Here is a 22,087-nt window from a genome sequence, read left to right as displayed (position 1 = left end):
CCACTGTTTGAAGCGCGAGACGAATTTAGAATCGAATAACTGATAATGAATTCGCGCAAGTTTTGGGAATTTTAGGATTAAGTTTTAATTTTTAGCATTCAGTTTCCAAGTCTTGAATTTTTGTTTCTTTTGTTTCAAGACAAAAGAAATTTTAAATAATTACTTACAATTCAAATTTTACTTATATCTTTATGATATCAAAATAATATCATTTTAAAATCTACAATTATGGAAAAAGTTTTAAAACCAATGTCAGGTTATCTTGCTTTGGTAATTTGTCTAGTCTTGTTTATTGCATCTGTATTTTTCTTTATTACAGGAGCGGGCAGTGAAAATATTGCAAACATTGTGTTGGCTGGGGTATGTTTTGTTGCATTTTTCTTTTTTATTAAAGGTTTAATGATCATTCAGCCTAACCACTCAAGAGTATTGAATTTCTTCGGAAAATATGTGGGATCTGTAAAAGACAACGGATTATTTTTCATTAACCCTTTATACTCTTCACAGAAAATCTCTCTTCGTTCAGAAAACTTACAAGGACAGACTTTGAAAGTAAACGATAAAATGGGTAACCCGATTGAGATCGCAGTGGTAATGGTTTGGCAGGTAGGAGATACGTATAAAGCGGCTTTTGATGTTGAGCGTTATTCAGACTTTGTGAAAATGCAAAGTGAAGCGGCGGTTCGTCATTTGGCGATGAGTTTTCCTTATGATAATTTGGAAGATGATCACGCTCCGATTACTTTAAGAGAAGGTGGTGACAAGATCAATTCTATATTGGAACAGGAATTAACAGACCGACTTTCAAAGGCAGGAATCGTTATCCAAGAAGCCAGAATTTCACACTTAGCGTATGCATCTGAGATCGCAGGAGCAATGCTTCAAAGACAGCAGGCAACAGCAATTGTAGCAGCAAGAACTAAGATTGTAGAAGGTGCAGTCGGAATGGTTGAGTTAGCCTTAAAAAAGCTTTCAGAAGGCAATATTGTTGAACTAGATGACGAAAGAAAAGCAGCAATGGTAAGTAATTTAATGGTTGTTCTTTGCGGTGAAAAAGCAGCACAGCCTATTTTAAATGCAGGAACTTTGTATAATTAAATTTCTTACATTCTTTGCTGAGTGAAACGCCTTTGCGAACTTAAAAACGAAATGATGGTTAAAAACCTTTGCATCCTTTGCGTTTAAAAAAGCATTACAAAACAAGTAAAATGAAACCAGAAAAAGCTCAAAATTCTACCGAAAACAAAAGCAAAAAATCTTTCGTCATAAGGATAGATGAGTCTACGTACAAACTTCTGGAAAAATGGGCAGGTGATGAATTCAGAAGTGTAAACGGACAGATTGAGTATTTGCTACATCAAAAACTGATGGAATCGGGAAGAAAGAAAAAAGAATAAAAATAATTACTTTCAACAAAAAAGAAAAGCAGAGAAATAGTTCTCTGCTTTTTTATATTCAAATATATCAATTAATTAATCAAATATCCCTGTAAAGTAACCGCTGATAATGCTCCAGAAATTTTTTCCAAGAAAATAGATAAGCGTAGAAGTAATGATTCCTTTTACGGTAAAGAAGATAATTCCGCCAATCCCAAATTTTTTAAGCAATTGCTTCCATTTGGAGTTTTTCTTTTCTTCCACCGGCTCGTTTACCGTTTTATTATTTTCCATTTCTGAAATTCAAATGATTACCCTACAAAGATAAGCATGTTTATAATTAGTCCAAATAAAAAGTTGCTAAAAAATTAAAATTTTGGGATTCGCATAATATTTTTATCTTTAGAGGAAACGAAAAGTAATATTTATGTCTAAAAAAGTCAAAGATTTCGGGATCGAAAAAACACTCAAAAATCTAGGTATTAAAGATGAAAATAAAGGAACTTCCATAGGTGGAAAATACTTTGCTTCAGGCAAAACGATTGAAAGTTATTCTCCTGCTGATGGAAGATTGATTGGTAAAATAAAAACTTCCGGAGAGAGCGATTATGATAAAGTAATAGAATCTGCTCAAAAGGCATTTTTGGAATTCAGAATGATTCCGGCTCCAAGAAGAGGCGAATTAGTAAGACAGTTAGGATTAAAACTAAGAGAATATAAGGATGATTTAGGTAAACTTGTTTCTTATGAAATGGGTAAATCTTTGCAGGAAGGTCTAGGTGAAGTTCAGGAAATGATCGATATCTGCGACTTTGCAGTTGGTTTATCAAGACAGCTTCACGGGTACACAATGCATTCTGAAAGACCTGGTCACAGAATGTACGAGCAATATCATCCGCTTGGAATTGTAAGTATCATCACAGCTTTCAACTTTCCGGTAGCAGTTTGGGCTTGGAATACAGCTTTATCATGGATCTGTGGTAACGTTACGATCTGGAAACCATCAGAAAAAACACCTTTCTGTGCGATAGCTTGTCAAAACATTATGGCTGAAGTTCTTAAAGAGAACAATATTTCAGAAGGAGTTTCAAGTTTATTGGTTTCTGATCATGAGATCGGACAAAAATTAGTGGAAGACAAAAGAGTTTCTCTGGTTTCTTTCACAGGTTCTACAAGAGTCGGAAGAATGGTTTCTACTAAAGTGGCAGAAAGATTCGGGAAATCTATCCTTGAATTAGGCGGAAATAACGCCATCATTATATCTAAAGATGCAGATATCGACATGTCGATCATCGGAGCTGTTTTTGGAGCTGTAGGAACGGCTGGACAAAGATGTACAAGTACAAGAAGACTAATCATTCACGAAGATGTGTATGAAGAAATTAAGAAAAGATTGGTTAAAGCTTATGGTCAGTTAAAAATTGGAAATCCATTGGATGAAAATAATCACGTTGGACCGCTTATCGATGTTGATGCAGTAAATCAGTACGAAGAATCAATCAAAAAATGTAAAAAAGAAGGTGGAAAATTCATCGTTGAAGGTGGAGTTTTGGAAGGAAAAGATTACGAATCTGGATGTTATGTAAAACCATGTATCGCTGAAGTAAAAAATTCTTTCGAAATCGTACAACACGAAACTTTTGCACCGATTTTATATTTAATTAAATACAAAACATTGGACGAGGCGATTGCTATTCAGAATGATGTTCCTCAAGGTTTATCTTCTGCGATCATGACTCAAAACTTGAGAGAAGCAGAATTATTCCTTTCTCAGGCAGGTTCAGACTGTGGAATTGCTAACGTAAACATCGGAACTTCCGGTGCTGAAATCGGTGGTGCTTTCGGTGGTGAAAAAGAAACAGGAGGCGGTAGAGAATCTGGTTCTGATGTTTGGAAATACTACATGAGAAGACAAACTAACACTATAAATTACACAGCAGAACTTCCTTTAGCACAAGGTATTAAATTCGACTTGTAAACTAAAGCTTTAAATCAAATAAATCATTCAAAGATTAAGGAATATACGATTGGAATTGTCTGATTTTTAATTTCTTTAATCTTTGAATTAAAACTTTTCAATTCACACAAAAATATGGAACACACATTAGATATACAGGCAAATAAAGTAAAAGAAACAGTAGGAAAGCACGTTTTGGCAGACGGTTTTGATTTCGTGATGGATATCGAAAGATCTCACGGATCATGGCTATATGACAAGCTTTCAGACAGAGAATATTTAGATATGTTTTCGATGTTTGCATCGGCTTCCATCGGTTACAATCACCCTTACCTTCTTGAAAGATCGGCTTGGTTAGGGAAAATGGCTGTAAACAAACCTACTTTAGCAGACGTTTATTCTGAGGAATACGCTCACTTTTTAGAAGTTTTCGAAAGAGTGGTAATTCCTGAAGAACTACAATATGCTTTCTTCATTGAAGGCGGAACTTTAGGCGTTGAAAATGCAATGAAAGCATGTTTCGACTGGAAAACCCTCAAGAATTTTGAAAAAGGACTTCAAACGGAAGCCGGAATTTGTATCCATTTCAAACAGGCATTTCACGGAAGAAGCGGTTATACATTGAGTTTAACCAATACTTCTGACCCAAGAAAATATCAGTATTTCCCAATGTTTGATTGGCCAAGAATCTTGAATCCAAAACTAAGTTTCCCAATTACTGAGGAAAATTTAGAAGAAACGATAAAGAACGAAAGATTGGCTTTATTAAATATCGAGGAAGCAATTTTAATGCATCCTGATAAAGTTGCGTGTATCATCATTGAGCCGATTCAGGCTGAAGGTGGTGACAACCATTTCAGAGATGAATTTTTATCAGGTTTAAGAAAAATCTGTGATCAAAACGAAATTCTGTTGATTTACGATGAAGTTCAGACAGGTATCGCAATGACAGGAAAAATGTGGGCTTTCCAACATTTTACGGCAAAGCCGGATATTATTTCTTTCGGTAAAAAAGCGCAGGTTTGTGGAGTTTTGGCGAATAAAGAGAAATTTGATCAGGTTCCGAATAACGTTTTCAGAGAAAGTTCAAGAATTAACTCCACTTTTGGAGGGAACTTTATCGACATGCTTCGTTTCCAATTGGTGATGGAAGTTATCGAGCAGGAAAACCTTGTCGAAAATGCGAGAATTGTTGGTGATTATTTATTAGATGGATTGAAAAATCTGGCTCAAAAATATCCTGAGAAAATTTCAAATGCAAGAGGAAGAGGTCTAATGTGTGCGATAGATTTGCCAACGTCAGAAGAAAGAAATCATTTAATTAATGAACTTTTCAATGATGGATTAATCATCTTATCGTGTGGAGGTAAGTCAGTTCGATTCAGACCACACTTAAATGTGACGAAGGAAGAAATTCAATTGGCTTTAGATAAAATCGAAAATAATATTAAGAAAATTTAAAACTGAAGATTTGTAATTTTAAAAAAAACATTGTACATTTAGATACTCAAACGATATAGAACATGGAAAGAAGTACGAGAGTATCCGTTTTTGAAAGTGATAAACCTTCAGAAATACAGTTAATCAAATCTAAATTGGATGATGCACAAATTGCAAATGCAGTTGAAAACAGTTATCTGACTTTTACAACAACGCCGACGGCAACATCGTTAAAAGTTATGGTAGATTTGGAACAGGAGAGCAAAGCATTTGAAATTATCGATGCTTATCTTCAACAAAGTGAAAACCAATAAAAAAACAATTTCATAATTTTAAATTTTACTACTTCGAACCGAAAATTAACTAACATTAATTTTCGGTTTTTTTTATCCCTTTTTTGAATACAGATATAAGTATTTATGATTATTTGTAATTCGTAATTTGTTGTGAGCTTTGCTGAGTGAAACGCCTTTGCGAACCCTAAAAACAGCTAGTAGTCAAAAAAAACTTTGCGACCGTCGCGTTAAAAAAAACAATAATTTTATTTAAAATATAATTTAAATTTTGTTTTACTTATATAAACGAAGTGCCTTTGTTTTTCTTTAATTAGGCAATTTATTATTTAAAATTCATTGTTTATCCTTGCGATAAATTTAAACACAAAGCAACACAAAGCAACACAAAGATTTGATTGGCAAAAATTTAAAAACAAGATAAACAAAGCCGTTTCACTTATTTTTGAAAAACAAAAAAATAAAATACAAGCATGTTGATTAACTCTTATTTAAACAAAATTTAATCATTTTATTTAATTAAATTATCTGATATTCAGGGTTTAAATAATTATTTTCACAAAAATGTATGTTTAGCATTTAACTTCTGCTCTCAAAAACAATCAATAGATGTAGTTTTCATGAGCTTTTCAGCCTAAGATCAGGAGATAAACTAGACTTTTAAAATATTTCAATTTTCAATACTAAAATAAACATGACGCAAGAAATTAAACTAAGGAAAGCAGAAATTGAAGACAGAGATCTAATCTGGGAAATTATCCAACAGGCAATTGAAAGAAGAAGAATAGACGGAAGTACACAATGGCAGAACGGATATCCCAATCTCGATACCATAGAAAGTGATATTGCAAAAAACTTTGGATTTGTTTTAACAGTAGACGGAGAAATCGCCGTTTATGTAGCCCTGATTTTTAATGATGAACCAGCTTACAGCACGATCGAAGGTGCTTGGCTGAGCGATGGAGAATTTGTTGTTGTTCACAGAGTTGCCGTTCATGAAAAGTTTGCCGGACATGGATTAGCTAAAAAACTTTTCGATCATATTGAAATTTTCACCAAAGAAAATGGAGTTCAAAGTGTAAAAGTAGACACGAATTACGATAATATTGCCATGCTGAAAATCCTTGAAAAACAAGGATATTCTTATTGTGGAGAGGTTTTTCTGGCTGGTGGAATGAGAAAGGCTTTTGAGAAGATTATCATTTAATCCAAAAGTTAAATCAATCTTTATTGAATTTTTAAAAGATACTTCATTTATAAACTCTATTGAGTTTGTTCGTTTAGTTCTGAACTAATTTATATTTTTGTTCTCAAATTATATACAATGCATAAGAGTATAGAAATTGACGAAAAAATTTTTCAGGATGCTGTGAAATTCTATGGCACCGTTTTCAATTTACCACCGTTAGCTTCAAAAATTTACGCCTATCTTCTTTTCGATTATGAAAAGATGGGGATTACGTTTGATGAGTTTGTTGAAGTGCTTTCTGCAAGTAAAAGCTCTGTTTCTACGAGTATTTCTTTACTGCTGAGCTCGCAACTTATTGTAGATCACAATAAAATGGATGAACGAAAAAGATATTTTTTTATCAATGATGAGTACAAAAAAATAAGATTTGAAAAAATAGTTCAAAAAATGAAGGACGAATTAAAATTACTGGATGACTTAGACAAGTTTAAAAAAGTTAAAGATGATGGTTACGACGAAAAAATTGAAGCTTATAAAGCTCTTTTAGATAAAAACATAATAAATATTCAAGAATCTCTTAATAAACTATAAAATGAATAATAAGCTAGTTATACTTTCTATTGCGGCATTCTCACTCACTGCCTGCAAAAAAGAAGCTCCAAAACAGGATGGCGCAAAACCATATCCTGTAGTGAATGTGGAGGTAAAAAATATCGTAGGTTATCAGACATTTCCGGCTACCATTCAGGGTAGGGTGAATAATGATGTACGTGCGAAAATACAGGGATATATCACTCAGGTTTTGGTGGATGAAGGACAATATGTTACAAAAGGACAGCCTTTGTTCCGTCTTGAAACCAATATCTTAACAGAAAACGCCGCTGCTGCAAAAGCAGGAATCGGCGCAGCTGAATCTACAATTGCAGCTTCTCAGGCAGGTGTAAATGCAGCTCAGGTTGAAGTCAATAAATTAAAACCTCTTGTTGCAAAAAATATCATCAGTGATGTTCAGTTGCAGACTGCACAGGCGAATTTAGCTCAGGCAAAAGCTCAGTTGCAACAGTCAATGGCTGCAAAACAACAGGCTTCGGCAAATTATAAAGGAGTAGCTGCAAACATCGAATATTCTATCATTCGTGCGCCTATTTCCGGAGTTATCGGGAAGCTTCCTTTAAAAGTAGGGAGTTTAGTTGGTCCGACAGATCAAACAGCTTTAACAACAATTTCAGATACATCAGAATTATTCGCTTATTTCTCGATGAATGAAAAAGAATATTTTGATTTCTTAGAAAAATCTCCGGGAGCTACGTTGCCAGAAAAGATCAAAAATCTTCCAATGGTAGAATTACAGTTGGCAAACGGAAGTATTTATTCTGAAAAGGGTAGAATTGAAGCCATTACAGGTCAAATTGATGCTACAACAGGAACAATTCAGTTTAGAGTTGCTTTCTCAAACCCTCAAAAATTATTGAGTAACGGTAACAGTGGATCTATCAGACTTCCAAAAGCTTACGATAACGTATTGGTTGTTCCGGAAAGCGCAACATACGAACAACAAGGTATTGTTTACGTTTACAAGGTTGATAAAGGAGACACAGCGAGAAATGTTGTGATTAATGTGATCGACAGAATCGAAAATATGGCTTTAATAAAATCTGGCGTAAATAAAGGCGAAACTATTATTGCTGCAGGAATCGGAGGTCTAAAACCGGGAACTGCCGTTAAGCCAAAACCAGTAAAAATGGATAGCCTTGTTCAATCTATAAAACCGAAATTCTAAAATGATTAAAAATTTTATAAACCGACCGGTTTTATCCACCGTAATCTCAATTTTGATTGTGATTCTCGGTGTTTTGGGATTAATTTCCCTGCCAGTCACACAGTACCCCGATATTGCACCTCCCACAGTAAGCGTTTCAGCGAACTATACCGGAGCCAATGCGGAAACTGTTATGAAAAGTGTTGTAGTACCTTTGGAAGAACAGATCAATGGGGTGGAAGGAATGGACTACATTACTTCTTCTGCTGGAAATGATGGTTCAGCGCAAATTCAGGTATTTTTTAAACAAGGAATTGATCCGGATATTGCTGCAGTAAACGTACAGAATCGTGTTACCAGAGCGACACCGTTGCTTCCAAGTGAAGTTACACGTTCAGGGGTTGTAACACAGAAACAGCAAACGAGTGCCTTGATGTATATGTCTTTCTATTCTGAAAATAAAGATTTAGATGATGTATATCTTCAAAACTTCTTGAATATCAATGTTATTCCAAACTTAAAAAGGATCAATGGTGTAGGTGATGCTAACGTTTTCGGAGGTAAAAACTACTCAATGAGAGTTTGGTTGGATCCTTCAAAAATGGCAGCGTACGGATTGACTCCGGACGATGTTACAACAGCGATCAACGAGCAGAGTAGAGAAGCTGCGGCTGGTTCTATCGGACAAAACAGTGGGAGTTCTTTTGAATATATCATTAAATATGTCGGGAAATTCAACGAGAAAGATCAATACGACAATATCATCATTAAAGCGCTTCCTGATGGACAGAATTTGATGCTGAAAGATGTTGCTAAAGTTGAATTGGCAGGACAATCCTACACAGGAATCGGGGAAAACGGAAACAATCCATCGATCAGTATGGGGATCTTCCAGACACCGGGTTCTAACGCTCAGGAGATCATTAAAAATATTAAAACTTACCTAAAATCAGCAGAAGGAAGCTTCCCTGAAGGAGTAAAATATACATTTAACTTTGATACCAACGAATTCTTGGATGCATCAATCGAAAAGGTAGTGCATACCTTAATTGAAGCCTTCATCTTGGTATTTATCGTGGTTTATATTTTCTTACAGGATTTCAGATCTACGTTGATTCCGGCAATTGCGGTTCCGGTATCTATTGTAGGAGCATTCTTCTTCCTGAATTTATTTGGATATTCATTAAACCTTTTAACTTTATTCGCATTAGTTCTTGCGATCGGTATTGTGGTGGATGACGCAATTGTCGTCGTCGAGGCCGTTCACGCCAAGATGGAGCACGGTATTTCCGATGCTAAAAAGGCAACCGTTGAAGCGATGGACGAGATCACAGGAGCTATTATTTCAATTACATTGGTAATGGCAGCGGTATTCGTTCCTGTGACGTTTATTACAGGGCCGACGGGAGTTTTCTATCAGCAATTTGGTATTACGCTGATTATTGCGATCATCATTTCTGCAGTTAACGCATTAACGTTGAGTCCGGTTTTATGTTCACTATTCTTAAAACCTCACGATGCGCATCATGCTGAATACAAGAATTTAAACTTTTTACAGAAGTTTTTCTATAAATTTAATATTGCTTTCAAAACGACAACAGATCGTTACGGAAGAGGATTTGTGTTCTTATTAAGACATAAATGGGTTACCTTGATCATCTTTGCAGTTACAGGAGGTATTTTATTCTGGGCAAGTTCTACGATGAAAAAAGGTTTCGTACCAACAGAAGACAGAGGGATCATCTTTACTGACGTTCAGCTTCCTCCAGGTGCTTCAATGGAAAGAACGTACAATGCTTTGAAAACGCTTCAGGCAAATGCAATGAAGGTTCCGGGAGTACAAAACGTTACGATTTCTACAGGTAGAGGTTTCTTATCAGGAAACGGAAGTAATAACGGTCTTGCTTTCATTAAGCTAAAACCATTTGACGAAAGAAAAAAAGACAATCAGACTTCTGAAGATATTACTAAAAAACTATTCGGAATCTCAGGAAAAGTTCCGGATGCGAAAGTAGTATTCTTCCAACCGCCAAGTGTACCGGGTTTTGGTAACAGTGCCGGTTTTGAAATGGTATTGTTGGATAAATCAGGTGGAGATTATGCCGCTCTTGATGATAAAACAAATGAATTTATCGGAAAATTGATGCAAAGACCTGAGATTGAATTTGCTCAGTCATCATTTAATACAAAATATCCTCAGTATCAAATGGACATTAATGTTCCTTTGGCCAAGCAGGTTGGTGTTTCTGTAAGTACAATTTTAAGTACAATGCAGGGATACATCGGAGGGGTTTACACCGCTGACTTTACGAAATATGGAAAACAGTTCAGAGTAATGGTTCAGGCACTTCCTGAAAACAGACAAAACATCAATAACTTAAATGAATTGTATGTAAGAACTGCTTCCGGAGTAATGTCGCCAATCTCTCAATTTGTAACGCTGAAAAAAGCATACGGTCCACAATCTGTAAGTAGATATAACTTATTTACTTCCGTGAAAATTACAGGAGCTAACTCTGCAGGATTCAGTTCCGGAGATGCGATTACGGCAGTTCAGGATGTAGCGAAGGAAACTTTAAATCAAAATTACGATGTAGAATTTACGGGGTTAACAAGAGAAGAATTAAATTCAGGATCTCAGACATTATTGATCTTTGGTTTAAGTTTAATCTTCGTTTACTTCATTCTTTCTGCTCAGTATGAAAGTTATATTCTTCCGTTGGTTGTGGTAATTTCTCTTCCTCTTGGGGTAATGGGAGCTTATTTTGGTCAAAAAGTAATGGGCTTGGAAAATAATATTTATTTCCAGATCGCCTTGATTATGTTGGTTGGATTGCTCGCGAAAAATGCCATCTTGATCATCGAATTTGCTGTTCAGAGAAGGCATCATGGTGAAACGATTGTAATGTCTGCCATCAATGCTGCAAAAGCAAGATTAAGACCAATCTTGATGACGTCATTTGCCTTTATCTTCGGTCTATTGCCATTGGTTTTAGCAAGTGGAATCGGAGCTGTTGGTAACAGATCTATTGCAACAGGTGCCGCGATTGGATTATTAATAGGTACAATTTTAGGACTTTTCGTAATTCCTGTTTTGTATGTTATTTTCCAAACGTTACAAGAAAAAGTGAAGCCAATTAAAAGAGAAGAAATCAATTTAGCAGAATAAAGTTTAATAGGATTTAGGGATTAGGATTTAGGAGGTAGTTTAAATCTAACTCCTAATCCCTAACTCCTAATTCCTAATCCCTAATTACAAAAAATGAAGAGTTTATTAAACATCATAAAAGGAATAACTTTTTCAGTCGCAATTCTTGCAGCCGTTTCATCTTGTATGGCGAGAAAAGAATATGAAAGACCGAAAAGTGTTGTAGACGAAAAGCTTTTCCGTACAGATATGCTTCCTACAGACAGTACCAATATCGCGAATGTTTCCTGGAAAGAAATTTTTACCGATCCGATACTTCAAGGACATATTTCTAAAGCTTTAGAAAATAATTTAGATATCAGAATTGCCTTACAGAGCATTACTTCTGCAGAGGCTTATTTAAAGCAAAGTAAAGCAGCCTATGAACCGACAATAAGTGTTGGTCCTGGATATTCTTTCCAGACTCAGTCTTTGAATACCCAAACGGGACAGTTGTTCGGAGACAGAAGATACATCAATCAAATTGATATTACAGCAAGTGTTGGCTGGGAAGCTGATATTTGGGGTAAATTAAAATCTCAGGAAAAAGCTCAGTTAGCCACATATTTAGGAACTGTTGCTGCTCATAAAGCGGTAAAAAGTGACTTGGTTGCCTCTGTTGCTTCTGCCTATTATCAGTTGTTGACGTATGATTCTCAGAAGAAAATCATTACGGAAACAATCGCTGTTCGTGAGAAAAATTTAGAAACAACAAAAGCTTTAAAAATATCGGGAACTGTAACAGAAGTTGCTGTTCAACAAAGTGAAGCGCTTGTTTTCAATGCACAGTCTTTATTGATTGATATTGATACTCAGATCCAGTTATTGGAGAATACAATGAGTTTATTAATGGGAGAACCGTCTCACACGATCGAAAGATCTACATTGGAAACACAGAATATTCCAATCGATTTAAAATTAGGATATCCTGCTCAATTGTTGGCAAACCGTCCGGATGTGATGAGAGCAGAATACAGTCTGATGAATGCTTTTGAATTAACAAATTCAGCAAAAGCTCAGTTTTATCCTACATTGAAAATTACAGGAAGCGGAGGAATTCAGTCTTTGGATATTGATCATTTATTCAGTGTGAATTCATTATTTGCGAGTGTAGTTGGAGGTTTAGTTCAGCCTATTTTAAATAAGAGAACGATCAGAACCAACTATGAAGTAAGCTTAGCCAATAAGGAAACGGCATATTTAAATTTCAGAAAAACGGTTCTTACAGCCGGAAAAGAAGTTTCTGATGCGATAAGAGTTTTCTCTGTTCAGGATTCTTTTATTGCTTTAAAGGAAAAAGAATTGGGAGCTTACAAAAAATCTGTAGATTATTCTCAGGAATTGGTGAACTACGGTATGGCAAACTATCTTGAAGTATTGAATGCCAGCGTAAATTCATTAAACGCAGAATTGAATATCTCAAACGCAGAATATAGTAAAATGAAAGCCGGAATAGACCTTTATCAGGCTCTAGGTGGCGGATGGCAGTAGTCATTTAATCATAAAGAGTAAAAGCGCATGTTAATTAATTTTAGCATGCGTTTTTTGTTTTAACTAAAATTTAAACGTCTAATTTTTAAATACTTAAGCTATTATTAGTTCAATTTATTTGCACATACGTAGTTAACTACGTAGTTTTGTACGTAAATTAAATACAATGTTAGAAATCAGCCCTGTAAACAATACACATTCAAAATCAATCATAGATTTAGTTCTGAATATTCAGCAAAAGGAATTTAATGTTCCTATCACAATAGATGATCAGCCGGATCTTATGCAGATAGAGGATTTTTATTTTGCCAATGGCGGAAGCTTTTGGGGAGCTTTTATCGATGGAGAACTGGTCGGAACAATAGCTTTGGTGAAGTTTGATGAAAAAGCTGCTGCGATCAGAAAGATGTTTGTGAAAAAAGAATTCAGAGGAAAGGAGCATAATATTGCCCAAAAACTATTAGAAATCCTGATTTCATACTGTCACGAAAACGGAATAGATGAAGTATATTTGGGAACTGTATCAATACTAAAAGCAGCATTACGTTTTTACGAACGAAATCACTTTACGATCATCGATAAGGAGTTGCTTCCGGCTAAATTTCCTGTGATGAATGCCGATAATGTATTTTGTTTTCTTGATCTAAAATCCAGCTTATGAATGTTATCAATGAATCCGGCACTCTTGCCTTATCAACGAGATTGCAACGTCTTAGTGAGCAATTGCGTAAAGATGGAGCCTTAGTTTATAAAGAATTCGGGATCGATTTTGAGCCTAAATGGTTTCCTGTTATATTTACATTACATCATAAAAAAATACTCAGCGTCGTAGAAATTGCGAACGAAATAGGGTATACCCATCCATCAACCATCAGCCTTTTGAAAGAACTTGAAAAACAGAAAATGATTGTATCTAAAAAAGATAAATCGGATGAACGTAAACGCTTAATCGAATTAGCTCCAAAAGGTCTTGAATTAATAGAAAAAATGAAGCCGGTTTGGGAACTGGTTTCAAAAGTATTGGGTGAAATTTCAGATAACGAGAATCATTTATTGAAAGCTATTAATGAAGCTGAGGAAAAAATTGCTGCTCAATCGTTTTTGCAGAGAGTCTTAGAATTGAAAAATGCCAAGTAAACAGTACTGATAAATTGACAGTTAAATAATTTTCTTTTGCGATTACATTCAAAGAAGCTTTCAAAAAAATGATTATTACATAGCTAATAAGGTAACTTATTAAATAAAATTCAATAAAGTATTTGTATATGTGGTTTAAATACTTACTTTTGTACCGCTTCGAAAAGAACGAGGGGAATTAGCTCATCTGGCTAGAGCGTTAGACTGGCAGTCTAAAGGTGACGGGTTCGATCCCCGTATTCTCCACAGATTTGATTATTTCATAAACGTATAAAAACTATGAAGAAACTTTTTTTACTCTTATTAACGGCTTTTATATTTATCGGATGTAGTTCTGATGATGATACTATTTACGATTTTATCGGAACATGGTCCGGAACATATGAAGGAAGTGACAAAGGTGATTTTAATTTCGTTGTTGCAAGTGACGGGAAGTTAACAGGCACTATGCATTCTACTGTAAAAGACGAAAATTATGTGATTACAGGAAATGTAACTGACACAGGGGATCTAACAGGAGTAATTGGTACACCTTCAGACGGTGATTTTCATGGGACTTTAACAAGAGAAGATAAAAAAGGTACCGGAGGCTGGACAAATTCAGTTCCTACACCTACAAGAGCCGGAACTTGGACTGGCGCGAAAAACAAGCAGTAAAATAATATTAAAATATATAAAAGACTATCCGTTTGGGTAGTCTTTTTTTTGTTTAAAATTCTCGAATTTCCCTGATATTATTACACAAATCCCATATTGAAAATTTCATCGTTCTTCTTTAAAACAATAAAATAAAGAATTAAATCATCATTAGAAAATTGTTTGGTAAAAGATATTTTTTCTTTTTCTTCAACTAAAATTTTCTCTTCAAAATGTTCCGTTAAATAATTTCCGAAATCAATTTTTAGACTAATTAAAACTGTTTCATCCGCTGAAAATGTATTGTTTAAATATAATTTTTCATTTAATAAATCTAAAGAAACAGAATTTTCACCGTCAAAATTATTTTTATTTCCGAATTGAAATTTACGCAGAAGAAGTTTCCCTTTTTCAGTTATAATTCCATTTTCGACTGTTCTTTTTCCTCTTTCTGAAACATTGTCCAAATCTTTGATTTCAGTCATTAATTTAGCAAACTTTTGATAGAGTAGAGGTTCTTCCGCTTGTTTAATATATTGATCTAAAGCTTGTCTGATAATTTTCCCAACTTTAGAACAGTGACCAAATTCAGAGCTGTTTTGTCGAACTTTTTCATAGGTAGGACTTTTCTTAAAAGCCGTTTTATTGAACCCACTTTTCTTTCGAACAACATTTTTGCCATTCAAAGTATAAAAAACGAGGTCGCCAACTGCGCCATTAATTTTAATTAAACTTTCATATGTCGCCATAATTCATTGATAAAACGAATGTTTATAAATGTCACAAAAGAGATTCGTGTAATTAGTGAAAAAACATTTGTGCATTTTGTGTTTAAAACTCAAATATAATGATAATTAATTGAATATAAAATTTTAACATATATTTAGTATATAGTTCTAGTATAGTTTAATTATAATTTAAATATAAAATGTATATTTGTAAATAATTAGTTACAATGTTAAAAATCAGATGAATATGAAAATGGGAATATTTGAAAATAACTTTAGAATAAAGCAGTTATCTGTTTTGCTGATTACATCCTCACTTATTATTTCTTGCGGAAGCTCAAAAAGTGTTGCAACTAAAAAAAATACAAATAAAACTATTGTTAAATCTGAAAATCTCAGAAAGCTAGATTCAAAATTCGACGGAAAAGTTCCAAAATCTATAAACAACGTTCTAAAAGATGCTGAAAAATATATCGGAACACCTTATAAATTTGGAGGAAATACTTCTTCTGGATTCGATTGTTCCGGATTTACAGTTAAAGTGTTTGAGGAAAATGATTTCAGTCTTCCACGCAGGTCAACCGATCAGGCGGAAGCAGGTCAAAAAATCGATATCACTGAAGTAAAACCTGGAGATCTTTTGTTTTTCGCAACAGCCGGAGGAAGCAGAGTTTCTCATGTAGGAATTGTTCATGATATTAATACGGATGGCGAAGTGAAATTTATCCACGCATCGACATCAAAAGGAGTAATTATTTCTTCATTGAACGAGAAATACTGGAATAAAGCCTATCTACACGCCCAAAGAGTTTTATAAAAAAGTTTATTTGATAAGTAAATAGCCGATGATAAATAAAACTTTTGCTTTCATTAAAACTGATAAAAAGTTGGTTAAACTTTTCTTTGATGACATCACAGTCATAAAAGGATTGGGAAACTATGTCGAAATTTATACAACTTCTGATAAAAAATTCATTTATTATAAATCACTTAAAGACTTAATTGAAAGTCTTCCTGACGAATTTATGCGGGTTCATAATTCCTATATCGTCAATCTGACAAATATTGATTATTTCGAAGATAATCACATCACATGCAAAGATTTAAAAATTACAGTAGCAAAAAGTTACCGCGAATGTTTAATGAATGCTTTTCTCAAAATGATGCTATAATTCATCTACATTAGAAAAAGGCCTAACTAAATAATATTTCCTGCAGACCAAATAATAATATTTTCTAATATTCATATTCACTTTAGTTTTGTCAAAAATTAAAACAAAATGAATAAAAATATTGCATTAGACTACATCAAAACTTATAATCTTATAGGAATAAAAGCAGGTGCAAATCGTTCCACTTTTTTAGAAATTTGGATGGTTGTGGTTAACGATAGGGTTTTTGCCAGATCTTGGGGACTTGCTGAAAAAAGCTGGTACAATAGTTTTCTTCAAGATTCAAAAGGTCAAATACAATGTGGTGAGTTTATTTTTAACATAAAGGCCATTGTTCCTATAAATAATGATCAAATTACAGAAGCTATTAATAACGAATATCTTACAAAATACAATTCGGGTCACAATATTGAATACGCAGAAGGAATAATCCAAACAAAGCATATCGAAAAAACAATGGAATTCATTATTGACGAGTTATAATTTACCGTTTCCAAACCTTGTATATTAAGTCTATTTAATCATAAATTCCAACCCTTTCCCATAGAATTCAATTTGTATACTATAACAAACTTTCGTATTTTTATCGCTTCAAACAGCGGAAAGATAAGGCACGTTGTGTATTGAGAAAATTAATTTAAAACTGAAATATGTCGTTACAACAAACAATTGAAAACATTTGGGATAATAGAGATTTACTACAAAATGAAGATAGCAAAAAGGCAATAAGAGAGGTTGTTTCTTTATTAGATTCTGGAGAGCTTCGTGTTGCTGAACCTACAGAAAACGGATGGCAGGTAAATGAATGGGTAAAAAAAGCTGTTGTAATGTATTTCCCTATTCAAACAATGGAGACTATCGAGGTAGGTCCGTTTGAATTTCATGACAAAATTCCTTTGAAGAGAAATTATGCTGCAAAAGGAGTGAGAGTTGTACCTCATGCGATCGCGAGAGAAGGTTCTTTCATTGCTTCAGGAGTTATTTTGATGCCGTCTTATGTAAATATTGGCGCTTATGTAGACTCAGGAACAATGGTTGATACTTGGGCTACGGTAGGAAGCTGTGCACAGATCGGTAAAAACGTTCACCTGAGTGGTGGTGTAGGTATCGGTGGTGTTTTAGAGCCTCTTCAAGCAGCTCCGGTTATTATTGAAGATGATTGTTTCATTGGATCAAGATGTATCGTTGTAGAAGGTGTTCACGTAGAAAAAGAAGCTGTTTTAGGCGCAAATGTTGTTCTTACTGCATCTACTAAAATTATCGACGTAACAGGTCCTGAGCCTATCGAAATCAAGGGGAGAGTTCCTGCTCGTTCAGTGGTTATTCCTGGAAGTTATACAAGACAATATCCGGCTGGAGAATATCAGGTTCCTTGTGCTTTGATCATTGGTCAGAGAAAAGAATCTACAGATAAAAAAACGTCTCTTAATGATGCATTGAGAGAAAATAATGTAGCGGTTTAAGATTAATTCTTTACACTAATACCACCCAATTTTGAAAGAAAAATTTCTTAAAATATTGCTAAACCCTAAATATATATTTGGGGTTTATCTTATTATATCGGTTGTTACTGCGATTTCCAAATATTTCAGGGGAGATTATGCGATCAATAATTATCTGATCTTTAAAAATGTATTTTTTAATACTATTCATCAGAAAAACTTATTTATCCATTACCCTGATCTTTATTTTGATTTAAATCATTACGGAATATTTTTCAGTGCCCTAATTGCTCCTTTTGCCATGATGCCCGATTGGCTCGGAATTTCTCTCTGGAATTTGGCCAATACTTTTATTTTCGTTTATGCGATCTATAAATTACCATTTTCAGATTCTAAAAAGGCAATTTTTGCATTACTTTGTTTGCAGGAATATATTACAGCAGCGTTAAGTTTGCAGTTCAATGTGGCTTTAACAGGGCTTTTATTGTTATCAGCAACCTATATTTATGAAAGAAAAGAGGTAAAATCTGTAATAGCAATTTTAATCGGAATTTTCGTTAAAATCTATGGAATTGTAGGATTGACACAATTTTTCTTTATTAAAAATAAAATTAAATTTATTCTTTCAGGATTAGCGATTGCAGTAGTATTTTTTGTGCTTCCGATGGCATATTCCAGTCCGCAGTTTGTGATTCAAAGTTATGCAGATTGGTTCCATTCAATTGTTGAAAAAAACAGTGAGAATCAGGTATTAGGAAACATGCAGGATATATCATTGATGGGATTTTTCAGAAGAATTTTAGGAGATGCTTCTATTTCTAATCTGGTATTTTTAGCCGTAGGATTACCTTTATTTGCTGCACCTTATATCAGAATTAAACAATATAAAAATTATGCTTTTCAACTCATGATTTTGGCTTCAACATTACTGTTTTTAGTATTGTTCAGTTCAAGTTCTGAGTCTCCTACCTATATTATAGCCGTAACGGGGGTAATGCTTTGGTTTTTTCTTCAAAAAGAAAGAACACCTTTTACCGTAGGATTATTGGTTTTTGTTATTATTTTCACTTGCTTTTCAAGTTCAGATTTATTCCCGAAAAGTGTAAAAAATGATTATATAATCAAATATTCTTTAAAAGCTGTACCTTGCATTGTAGTTTGGTTGAGGGTTGTATATGAACTTTTAACTAAAGATTTTGAAAAAAATTACAGCTTGAATTAAGATAAATATGAAAAAAATTTCCATCGTAATTCCCGCCTACAACGAAGAAGGAAACGTTGCCATGATCCATCAGAAAATTAAAAAAGTTTTTGAAGGATTGAGCAATTATGATTTTGAAATTATATTTGTAAATGACGGCAGCAGAGACAATACGCAGCAAAAATTAGAAGAACTTTCCCGACAGTTTGATGAAGTGAAATTCATTGAGTTTTCAAGAAACTTCGGACATCAGCCTGCCGTAAAAGCAGGAATGGACAATGCTCACGGAAACGCTGTCATATCAATGGACGGCGATCTCCAACATCCGCCGGAACTCATTCCTGAAATGATCAAAAAATGGGAAGAAGGCAACGATATTGTTTTTACCATACGAACATATCCAAAGGAAATTTCTTTTTTTAAGAGAAAAACTTCCGACTTTTTCTATAAAATATTATCCAGTCTTTCCGATGTTAATCTCACAAAAGGCGGTGGATCAGATTTTAGATTAATGGATGCCAATGCGGTAGAGGTGATGAGAGGTCTGAATGAAGACGATCTGTTTTTAAGAGGATTAACCAGCTGGATGGGTTTCAAACAAACAGGAATCGACTTTACAGCCTGCGAAAGATTGTCTGGAGAAAGCAGTTATAATCTGAAAAAAATGATCACTTTTGCTTTTACAGGAATCACAGCTTTTAGTGTAAAACCTTTGTCAATTGCAGCTTATTTAGGATTTTTATTCTCAGGAGTTTCTGTAATAGGGTATATTTTATATGTTATTTATGCTTTTGTAGTTGAAACAGAAATTTCAGGTTGGGCATCTTTAATTATGACTATCGTTTTCTTTGGTGGATTACAATTAATTATCTTAGGAATTATAGGAATTTATTTAGGTAAGATCTTTAAACAAGTGAAAGAAAGACCTAATTATATTATAAAAAATAAAAATTTTCAATAATGGTTTTATTAAGTTTTGACATTGAAGAATTTGATATGCCATTCGAATATAAAGGTGAAATATCCTTTGAAAAGCAGATCTCGATCTCACAAAACGGACTGGAAAGAATACTTGATATTCTTAAAAAATATAACGCAAAAGCTACCTTTTTTTCAACCGTGGTTTTTGCAGAAAATAGTAAGCATCTTATCGAAAGGTTATTGAGAGAAGGTCACGAACTGGCTTCTCACACTTGGTTTCATTCTGAGTTTAAAGAAAAACATTTAAAAGAATCCAGAGAGAAATTAGAAGAATTATTTTCTACAAAAGTGACAGGATTAAGAATGCCAAGAATGATGCCCGTTGACGAAAAAGAAGTTGAAAAAGCTGGATATTCTTACAATTCATCTGTGAATCCTACTTTTCTTCCGGGAAGATATAATAACTTAAAAGTTTCAAGAACGTATTTTAAAGAAGGAAATGTTACACAGATTCCGGCTTCGGTTTCGCCTAACTTTAGAATTCCTTTGTTTTGGCTGAGCTTTCATAATTTCCCGTTGTCATTTTATAAAAAACTAGCTTCGGATACATTGAAGAAAGATAATTATCTGAATGTGTATTTCCACCCATGGGAATTTGCAGAAATCAAAGATGAAGCGTTTAAACTCCCTGGTTTTACGGTAAAAAATTCAGGAAAAGATATGGTGAAAAGGTTTGATGAATTTGTTTCTTGGCTAAAAAGTAAAAATTATTCATTCGGAACATTTCAGGAATTTCAAAAACAAATAGAATCATGAAAATAGCTTTCGATGCCAAACGTTTCTTTCACAACACCTCAGGATTAGGAAATTATTCAAGAGATCTAGTGAAAATTCTTGCTCAATATTTTCCTGAAAACGAATACATTTTACTCAATAAAAATAAGTCTGAAAGAGGCTCTGCTATTCTTGAAAATGCTAATGTTCAGTTTGTTGAAACATCAAAAGGAACAATGTCTCGCCAACTCAAAATGGGAAAAGATGCACAGAAACAAAATGCAGATATTTTCCATGGTTTGTCGGGCGAATTACCTTTAAAATGGGACAATAAGCCAATCAAAAAAGTGGTTACAATTCACGATTTGATTTTCGTTCGCTATCCTCAATATTATTCTTTTTTTGATCGAAAAATTCACTTGTGGAAGTTTAAAAAAGCAGCTCAAACTGCCGATAAAATCATTGCGATTTCTGAACAAACGAAAAGAGACATCATCCAATATTTAAAGGTTCCTGAAGGTAAAATTGAAGTCATTTATCAAGGATGTCATCATGCTTTTAAAGAAAATCAATCAGAAGAATTTATTCAAAAAACGAAAGAAAAATTCAATCTTCCAGAAAGATTTATTTTAAATGTCGGAACGATTGAAGAGCGTAAAAATTTATTGAATATTGTAAAAGCAATTGATAAAACAGAAATACCATTAGTTGTTGTCGGTAAAAAAACAAAATATTTTAGCAAAATAGAGCAGTACATCAAGAAAAACAAAATGGAAAAACAAGTTCATTTCCTTGAAGGAGTTTCTATGGATGAGCTTGCTGTCATCTACAAATTAGCCGATGTTTTTGTCTATCCAAGTTTCTTTGAAGGCTTCGGAATCCCTGTCATAGAAGCACTTTTTTCAAAAACGGTAACAATTACCAGCAATACGAGTTGTCTTCCGGAAGCGGGCGGACCAGACTCAGTTTACATCGATCCTAAAAATCATTTAGATATTCAATCAAAAATAAAATTTTTATGGGATAACGAATCCGAGAGAAAACGCCGTGCTGATAAGGGTTTTGAGTTTGTTCAAAAGTTTAATGACGAGCCAATTGCCAACGAATTAATGAATCTTTACAAAAAAATTCTTTAGAAAAACCTTTGAAGTTTAAAAATAAGTTCTACATTTGTACCACAAAATTTCAACAATGAAACCCAATTTTTTAACATTACATCATTATCATCATCATCTCTGTTAGACGGAATTGATTGATATAAACATGTGTTAAAATCAAAAATATTTAAAACCGTCTGAGTAATAGACGGTTTTTTTGTTTCTAAATTTTCCAGGAAATTTCTTTTCAATAATCAGTTTTTATTTGCTCAGACTCAATGTAGAAA

The 22,087-nt window shown here is 33.9% G+C and carries 23 protein-coding genes and 1 tRNA gene; 22 read left to right on the top strand and 2 right to left on the bottom strand.

Annotation, left to right across the window (positions count from 1 at the left end):
• Window positions 1–228: 228 nt before the first annotated feature.
• Both A0O34_RS19690 and A0O34_RS19685 read left to right on the top strand, forming a co-directional pair.
• Window positions 229–1,098, top strand: coding sequence for an SPFH domain-containing protein (locus tag A0O34_RS19690; RefSeq protein ID WP_066758558.1), 870 nt, complete (start codon window positions 229–231; stop codon window positions 1,096–1,098).
• Between the two features lie 110 nt (window positions 1,099–1,208).
• Window positions 1,209–1,397 (top strand): type II toxin-antitoxin system antitoxin, encoded by a 189-nt coding sequence (locus A0O34_RS19685; protein WP_066758557.1) that lies wholly within the window; start codon window positions 1,209–1,211, stop codon window positions 1,395–1,397.
• 75 nt (window positions 1,398–1,472) lie between these two features.
• On the opposite strand, the gene A0O34_RS19680 is transcribed toward A0O34_RS19685, so the two are convergent.
• Complete coding sequence (locus tag A0O34_RS19680) at window positions 1,473–1,670, bottom strand: hypothetical protein (RefSeq protein WP_066758556.1); 198 nt, start codon at window positions 1,668–1,670, stop codon at window positions 1,473–1,475.
• 133 nt (window positions 1,671–1,803) lie between these two features.
• Between A0O34_RS19680 and amaB the strand changes: the two genes are divergently transcribed.
• The 12 genes from amaB to A0O34_RS19620 all read left to right on the top strand — a co-directional run bounded on the left by amaB (window position 1,804) and on the right by A0O34_RS19620 (window position 14,486).
• On the top strand, window positions 1,804–3,354 hold the full coding sequence (amaB, locus tag A0O34_RS19675; protein WP_066758555.1) for an L-piperidine-6-carboxylate dehydrogenase: 1,551 nt from the start codon (window positions 1,804–1,806) through the stop codon (window positions 3,352–3,354).
• Between the two features lie 114 nt (window positions 3,355–3,468).
• Window positions 3,469–4,794 carry an L-lysine 6-transaminase gene (gene lat, locus A0O34_RS19670; protein WP_066758550.1) on the top strand — a complete coding sequence of 442 codons (1,326 nt, stop codon included), beginning with the start codon at window positions 3,469–3,471 and terminating at the stop codon, window positions 4,792–4,794.
• A gap of 62 nt (window positions 4,795–4,856) precedes the next feature.
• Window positions 4,857–5,087, top strand: coding sequence for a DUF2007 domain-containing protein (locus A0O34_RS19665; RefSeq protein ID WP_066758548.1), 231 nt, complete (start codon window positions 4,857–4,859; stop codon window positions 5,085–5,087).
• Between the two features lie 673 nt (window positions 5,088–5,760).
• Entirely contained in the window at window positions 5,761–6,273 is a 513-nt protein-coding gene (locus A0O34_RS19660) for a GNAT family N-acetyltransferase (protein WP_066758547.1), read from the top strand.
• A gap of 117 nt (window positions 6,274–6,390) precedes the next feature.
• Window positions 6,391–6,846 (top strand): transcriptional regulator, encoded by a 456-nt coding sequence (locus tag A0O34_RS19655; protein ID WP_066758545.1) that lies wholly within the window; start codon window positions 6,391–6,393, stop codon window positions 6,844–6,846.
• Between the two features lies 1 nt (window position 6,847).
• Entirely contained in the window at window positions 6,848–8,035 is a 1,188-nt protein-coding gene (locus A0O34_RS19650; RefSeq protein WP_066758544.1) for an efflux RND transporter periplasmic adaptor subunit, read from the top strand.
• Between the two features lies 1 nt (window position 8,036).
• A complete protein-coding gene (locus tag A0O34_RS19645) occupies window positions 8,037–11,183 on the top strand; it encodes an efflux RND transporter permease subunit (RefSeq protein WP_066758543.1) in 3,147 nt (1,048 codons plus the stop codon).
• A 93-nt stretch (window positions 11,184–11,276) separates the two neighbouring features.
• Window positions 11,277–12,692, top strand: a complete 1,416-nt coding sequence (locus A0O34_RS19640; RefSeq protein WP_066758541.1) for a TolC family protein — start codon at window positions 11,277–11,279, stop codon at window positions 12,690–12,692.
• A gap of 166 nt (window positions 12,693–12,858) precedes the next feature.
• Window positions 12,859–13,353: a GNAT family N-acetyltransferase gene (locus A0O34_RS19635; RefSeq protein ID WP_066758540.1), complete on the top strand. Its 495-nt coding sequence runs from the start codon at window positions 12,859–12,861 to the stop codon at window positions 13,351–13,353.
• Window positions 13,350–13,829 (top strand): MarR family winged helix-turn-helix transcriptional regulator, encoded by a 480-nt coding sequence (locus A0O34_RS19630; protein ID WP_066758538.1) that lies wholly within the window; start codon window positions 13,350–13,352, stop codon window positions 13,827–13,829. Before A0O34_RS19635 ends, A0O34_RS19630 begins: the two co-directional genes overlap by 4 nt.
• Window positions 13,830–14,001: 172 nt before the next feature.
• Window positions 14,002–14,075, top strand: a tRNA-Ala gene (locus A0O34_RS19625).
• Window positions 14,076–14,108: 33 nt separating this feature from the next.
• A complete protein-coding gene (locus A0O34_RS19620; RefSeq protein ID WP_066758536.1) occupies window positions 14,109–14,486 on the top strand; it encodes a hypothetical protein in 378 nt (125 codons plus the stop codon).
• Window positions 14,487–14,566: 80 nt separating this feature from the next.
• Here A0O34_RS19620 and A0O34_RS19615 read toward each other — a convergent pair whose 3' ends face one another.
• Window positions 14,567–15,214, bottom strand: a complete 648-nt coding sequence (locus A0O34_RS19615; RefSeq protein ID WP_066758530.1) for a hypothetical protein — start codon at window positions 15,212–15,214, stop codon at window positions 14,567–14,569.
• A gap of 226 nt (window positions 15,215–15,440) precedes the next feature.
• Between A0O34_RS19615 and A0O34_RS19610 the strand changes: the two genes are divergently transcribed.
• From A0O34_RS19610 to A0O34_RS19575, 8 genes are all read left to right on the top strand, one after another.
• Complete coding sequence (locus A0O34_RS19610; protein ID WP_157886077.1) at window positions 15,441–16,010, top strand: C40 family peptidase; 570 nt, start codon at window positions 15,441–15,443, stop codon at window positions 16,008–16,010.
• A gap of 28 nt (window positions 16,011–16,038) precedes the next feature.
• Window positions 16,039–16,365, top strand: coding sequence for a LytR/AlgR family response regulator transcription factor (locus A0O34_RS19605; protein ID WP_066758527.1), 327 nt, complete (start codon window positions 16,039–16,041; stop codon window positions 16,363–16,365).
• Between the two features lie 108 nt (window positions 16,366–16,473).
• Window positions 16,474–16,848: a DUF2255 family protein gene (locus A0O34_RS19600; RefSeq protein WP_066758526.1), complete on the top strand. Its 375-nt coding sequence runs from the start codon at window positions 16,474–16,476 to the stop codon at window positions 16,846–16,848.
• A 167-nt stretch (window positions 16,849–17,015) separates the two neighbouring features.
• On the top strand, window positions 17,016–17,828 hold the full coding sequence (locus A0O34_RS19595) for a 2,3,4,5-tetrahydropyridine-2,6-dicarboxylate N-succinyltransferase (protein WP_066758522.1): 813 nt from the start codon (window positions 17,016–17,018) through the stop codon (window positions 17,826–17,828).
• 31 nt (window positions 17,829–17,859) lie between these two features.
• Window positions 17,860–19,029, top strand: a complete 1,170-nt coding sequence (locus tag A0O34_RS19590; protein WP_066758520.1) for a glycosyltransferase family 87 protein — start codon at window positions 17,860–17,862, stop codon at window positions 19,027–19,029.
• Window positions 19,030–19,036: 7 nt separating this feature from the next.
• A complete protein-coding gene (locus A0O34_RS19585) occupies window positions 19,037–19,969 on the top strand; it encodes a glycosyltransferase family 2 protein (protein WP_066758517.1) in 933 nt (310 codons plus the stop codon).
• Window positions 19,969–20,745: a polysaccharide deacetylase family protein gene (locus A0O34_RS19580; RefSeq protein WP_066758516.1), complete on the top strand. Its 777-nt coding sequence runs from the start codon at window positions 19,969–19,971 to the stop codon at window positions 20,743–20,745. Before A0O34_RS19585 ends, A0O34_RS19580 begins: the two co-directional genes overlap by 1 nt.
• Window positions 20,742–21,839: a glycosyltransferase family 4 protein gene (locus A0O34_RS19575; RefSeq protein WP_066758515.1), complete on the top strand. Its 1,098-nt coding sequence runs from the start codon at window positions 20,742–20,744 to the stop codon at window positions 21,837–21,839. The genes A0O34_RS19580 and A0O34_RS19575 overlap by 4 nt, the downstream gene beginning before the upstream one ends.
• The last annotated feature ends 248 nt before the right edge of the window (window positions 21,840–22,087 follow it).

Origin of the sequence: Chryseobacterium glaciei, from assembly GCF_001648155.1 — a bacterium.
In the GTDB taxonomy this organism is placed as follows: domain Bacteria; phylum Bacteroidota; class Bacteroidia; order Flavobacteriales; family Weeksellaceae; genus Chryseobacterium; species Chryseobacterium glaciei.
This window is presented reverse-complemented; position numbering and strand designations above follow the sequence as displayed.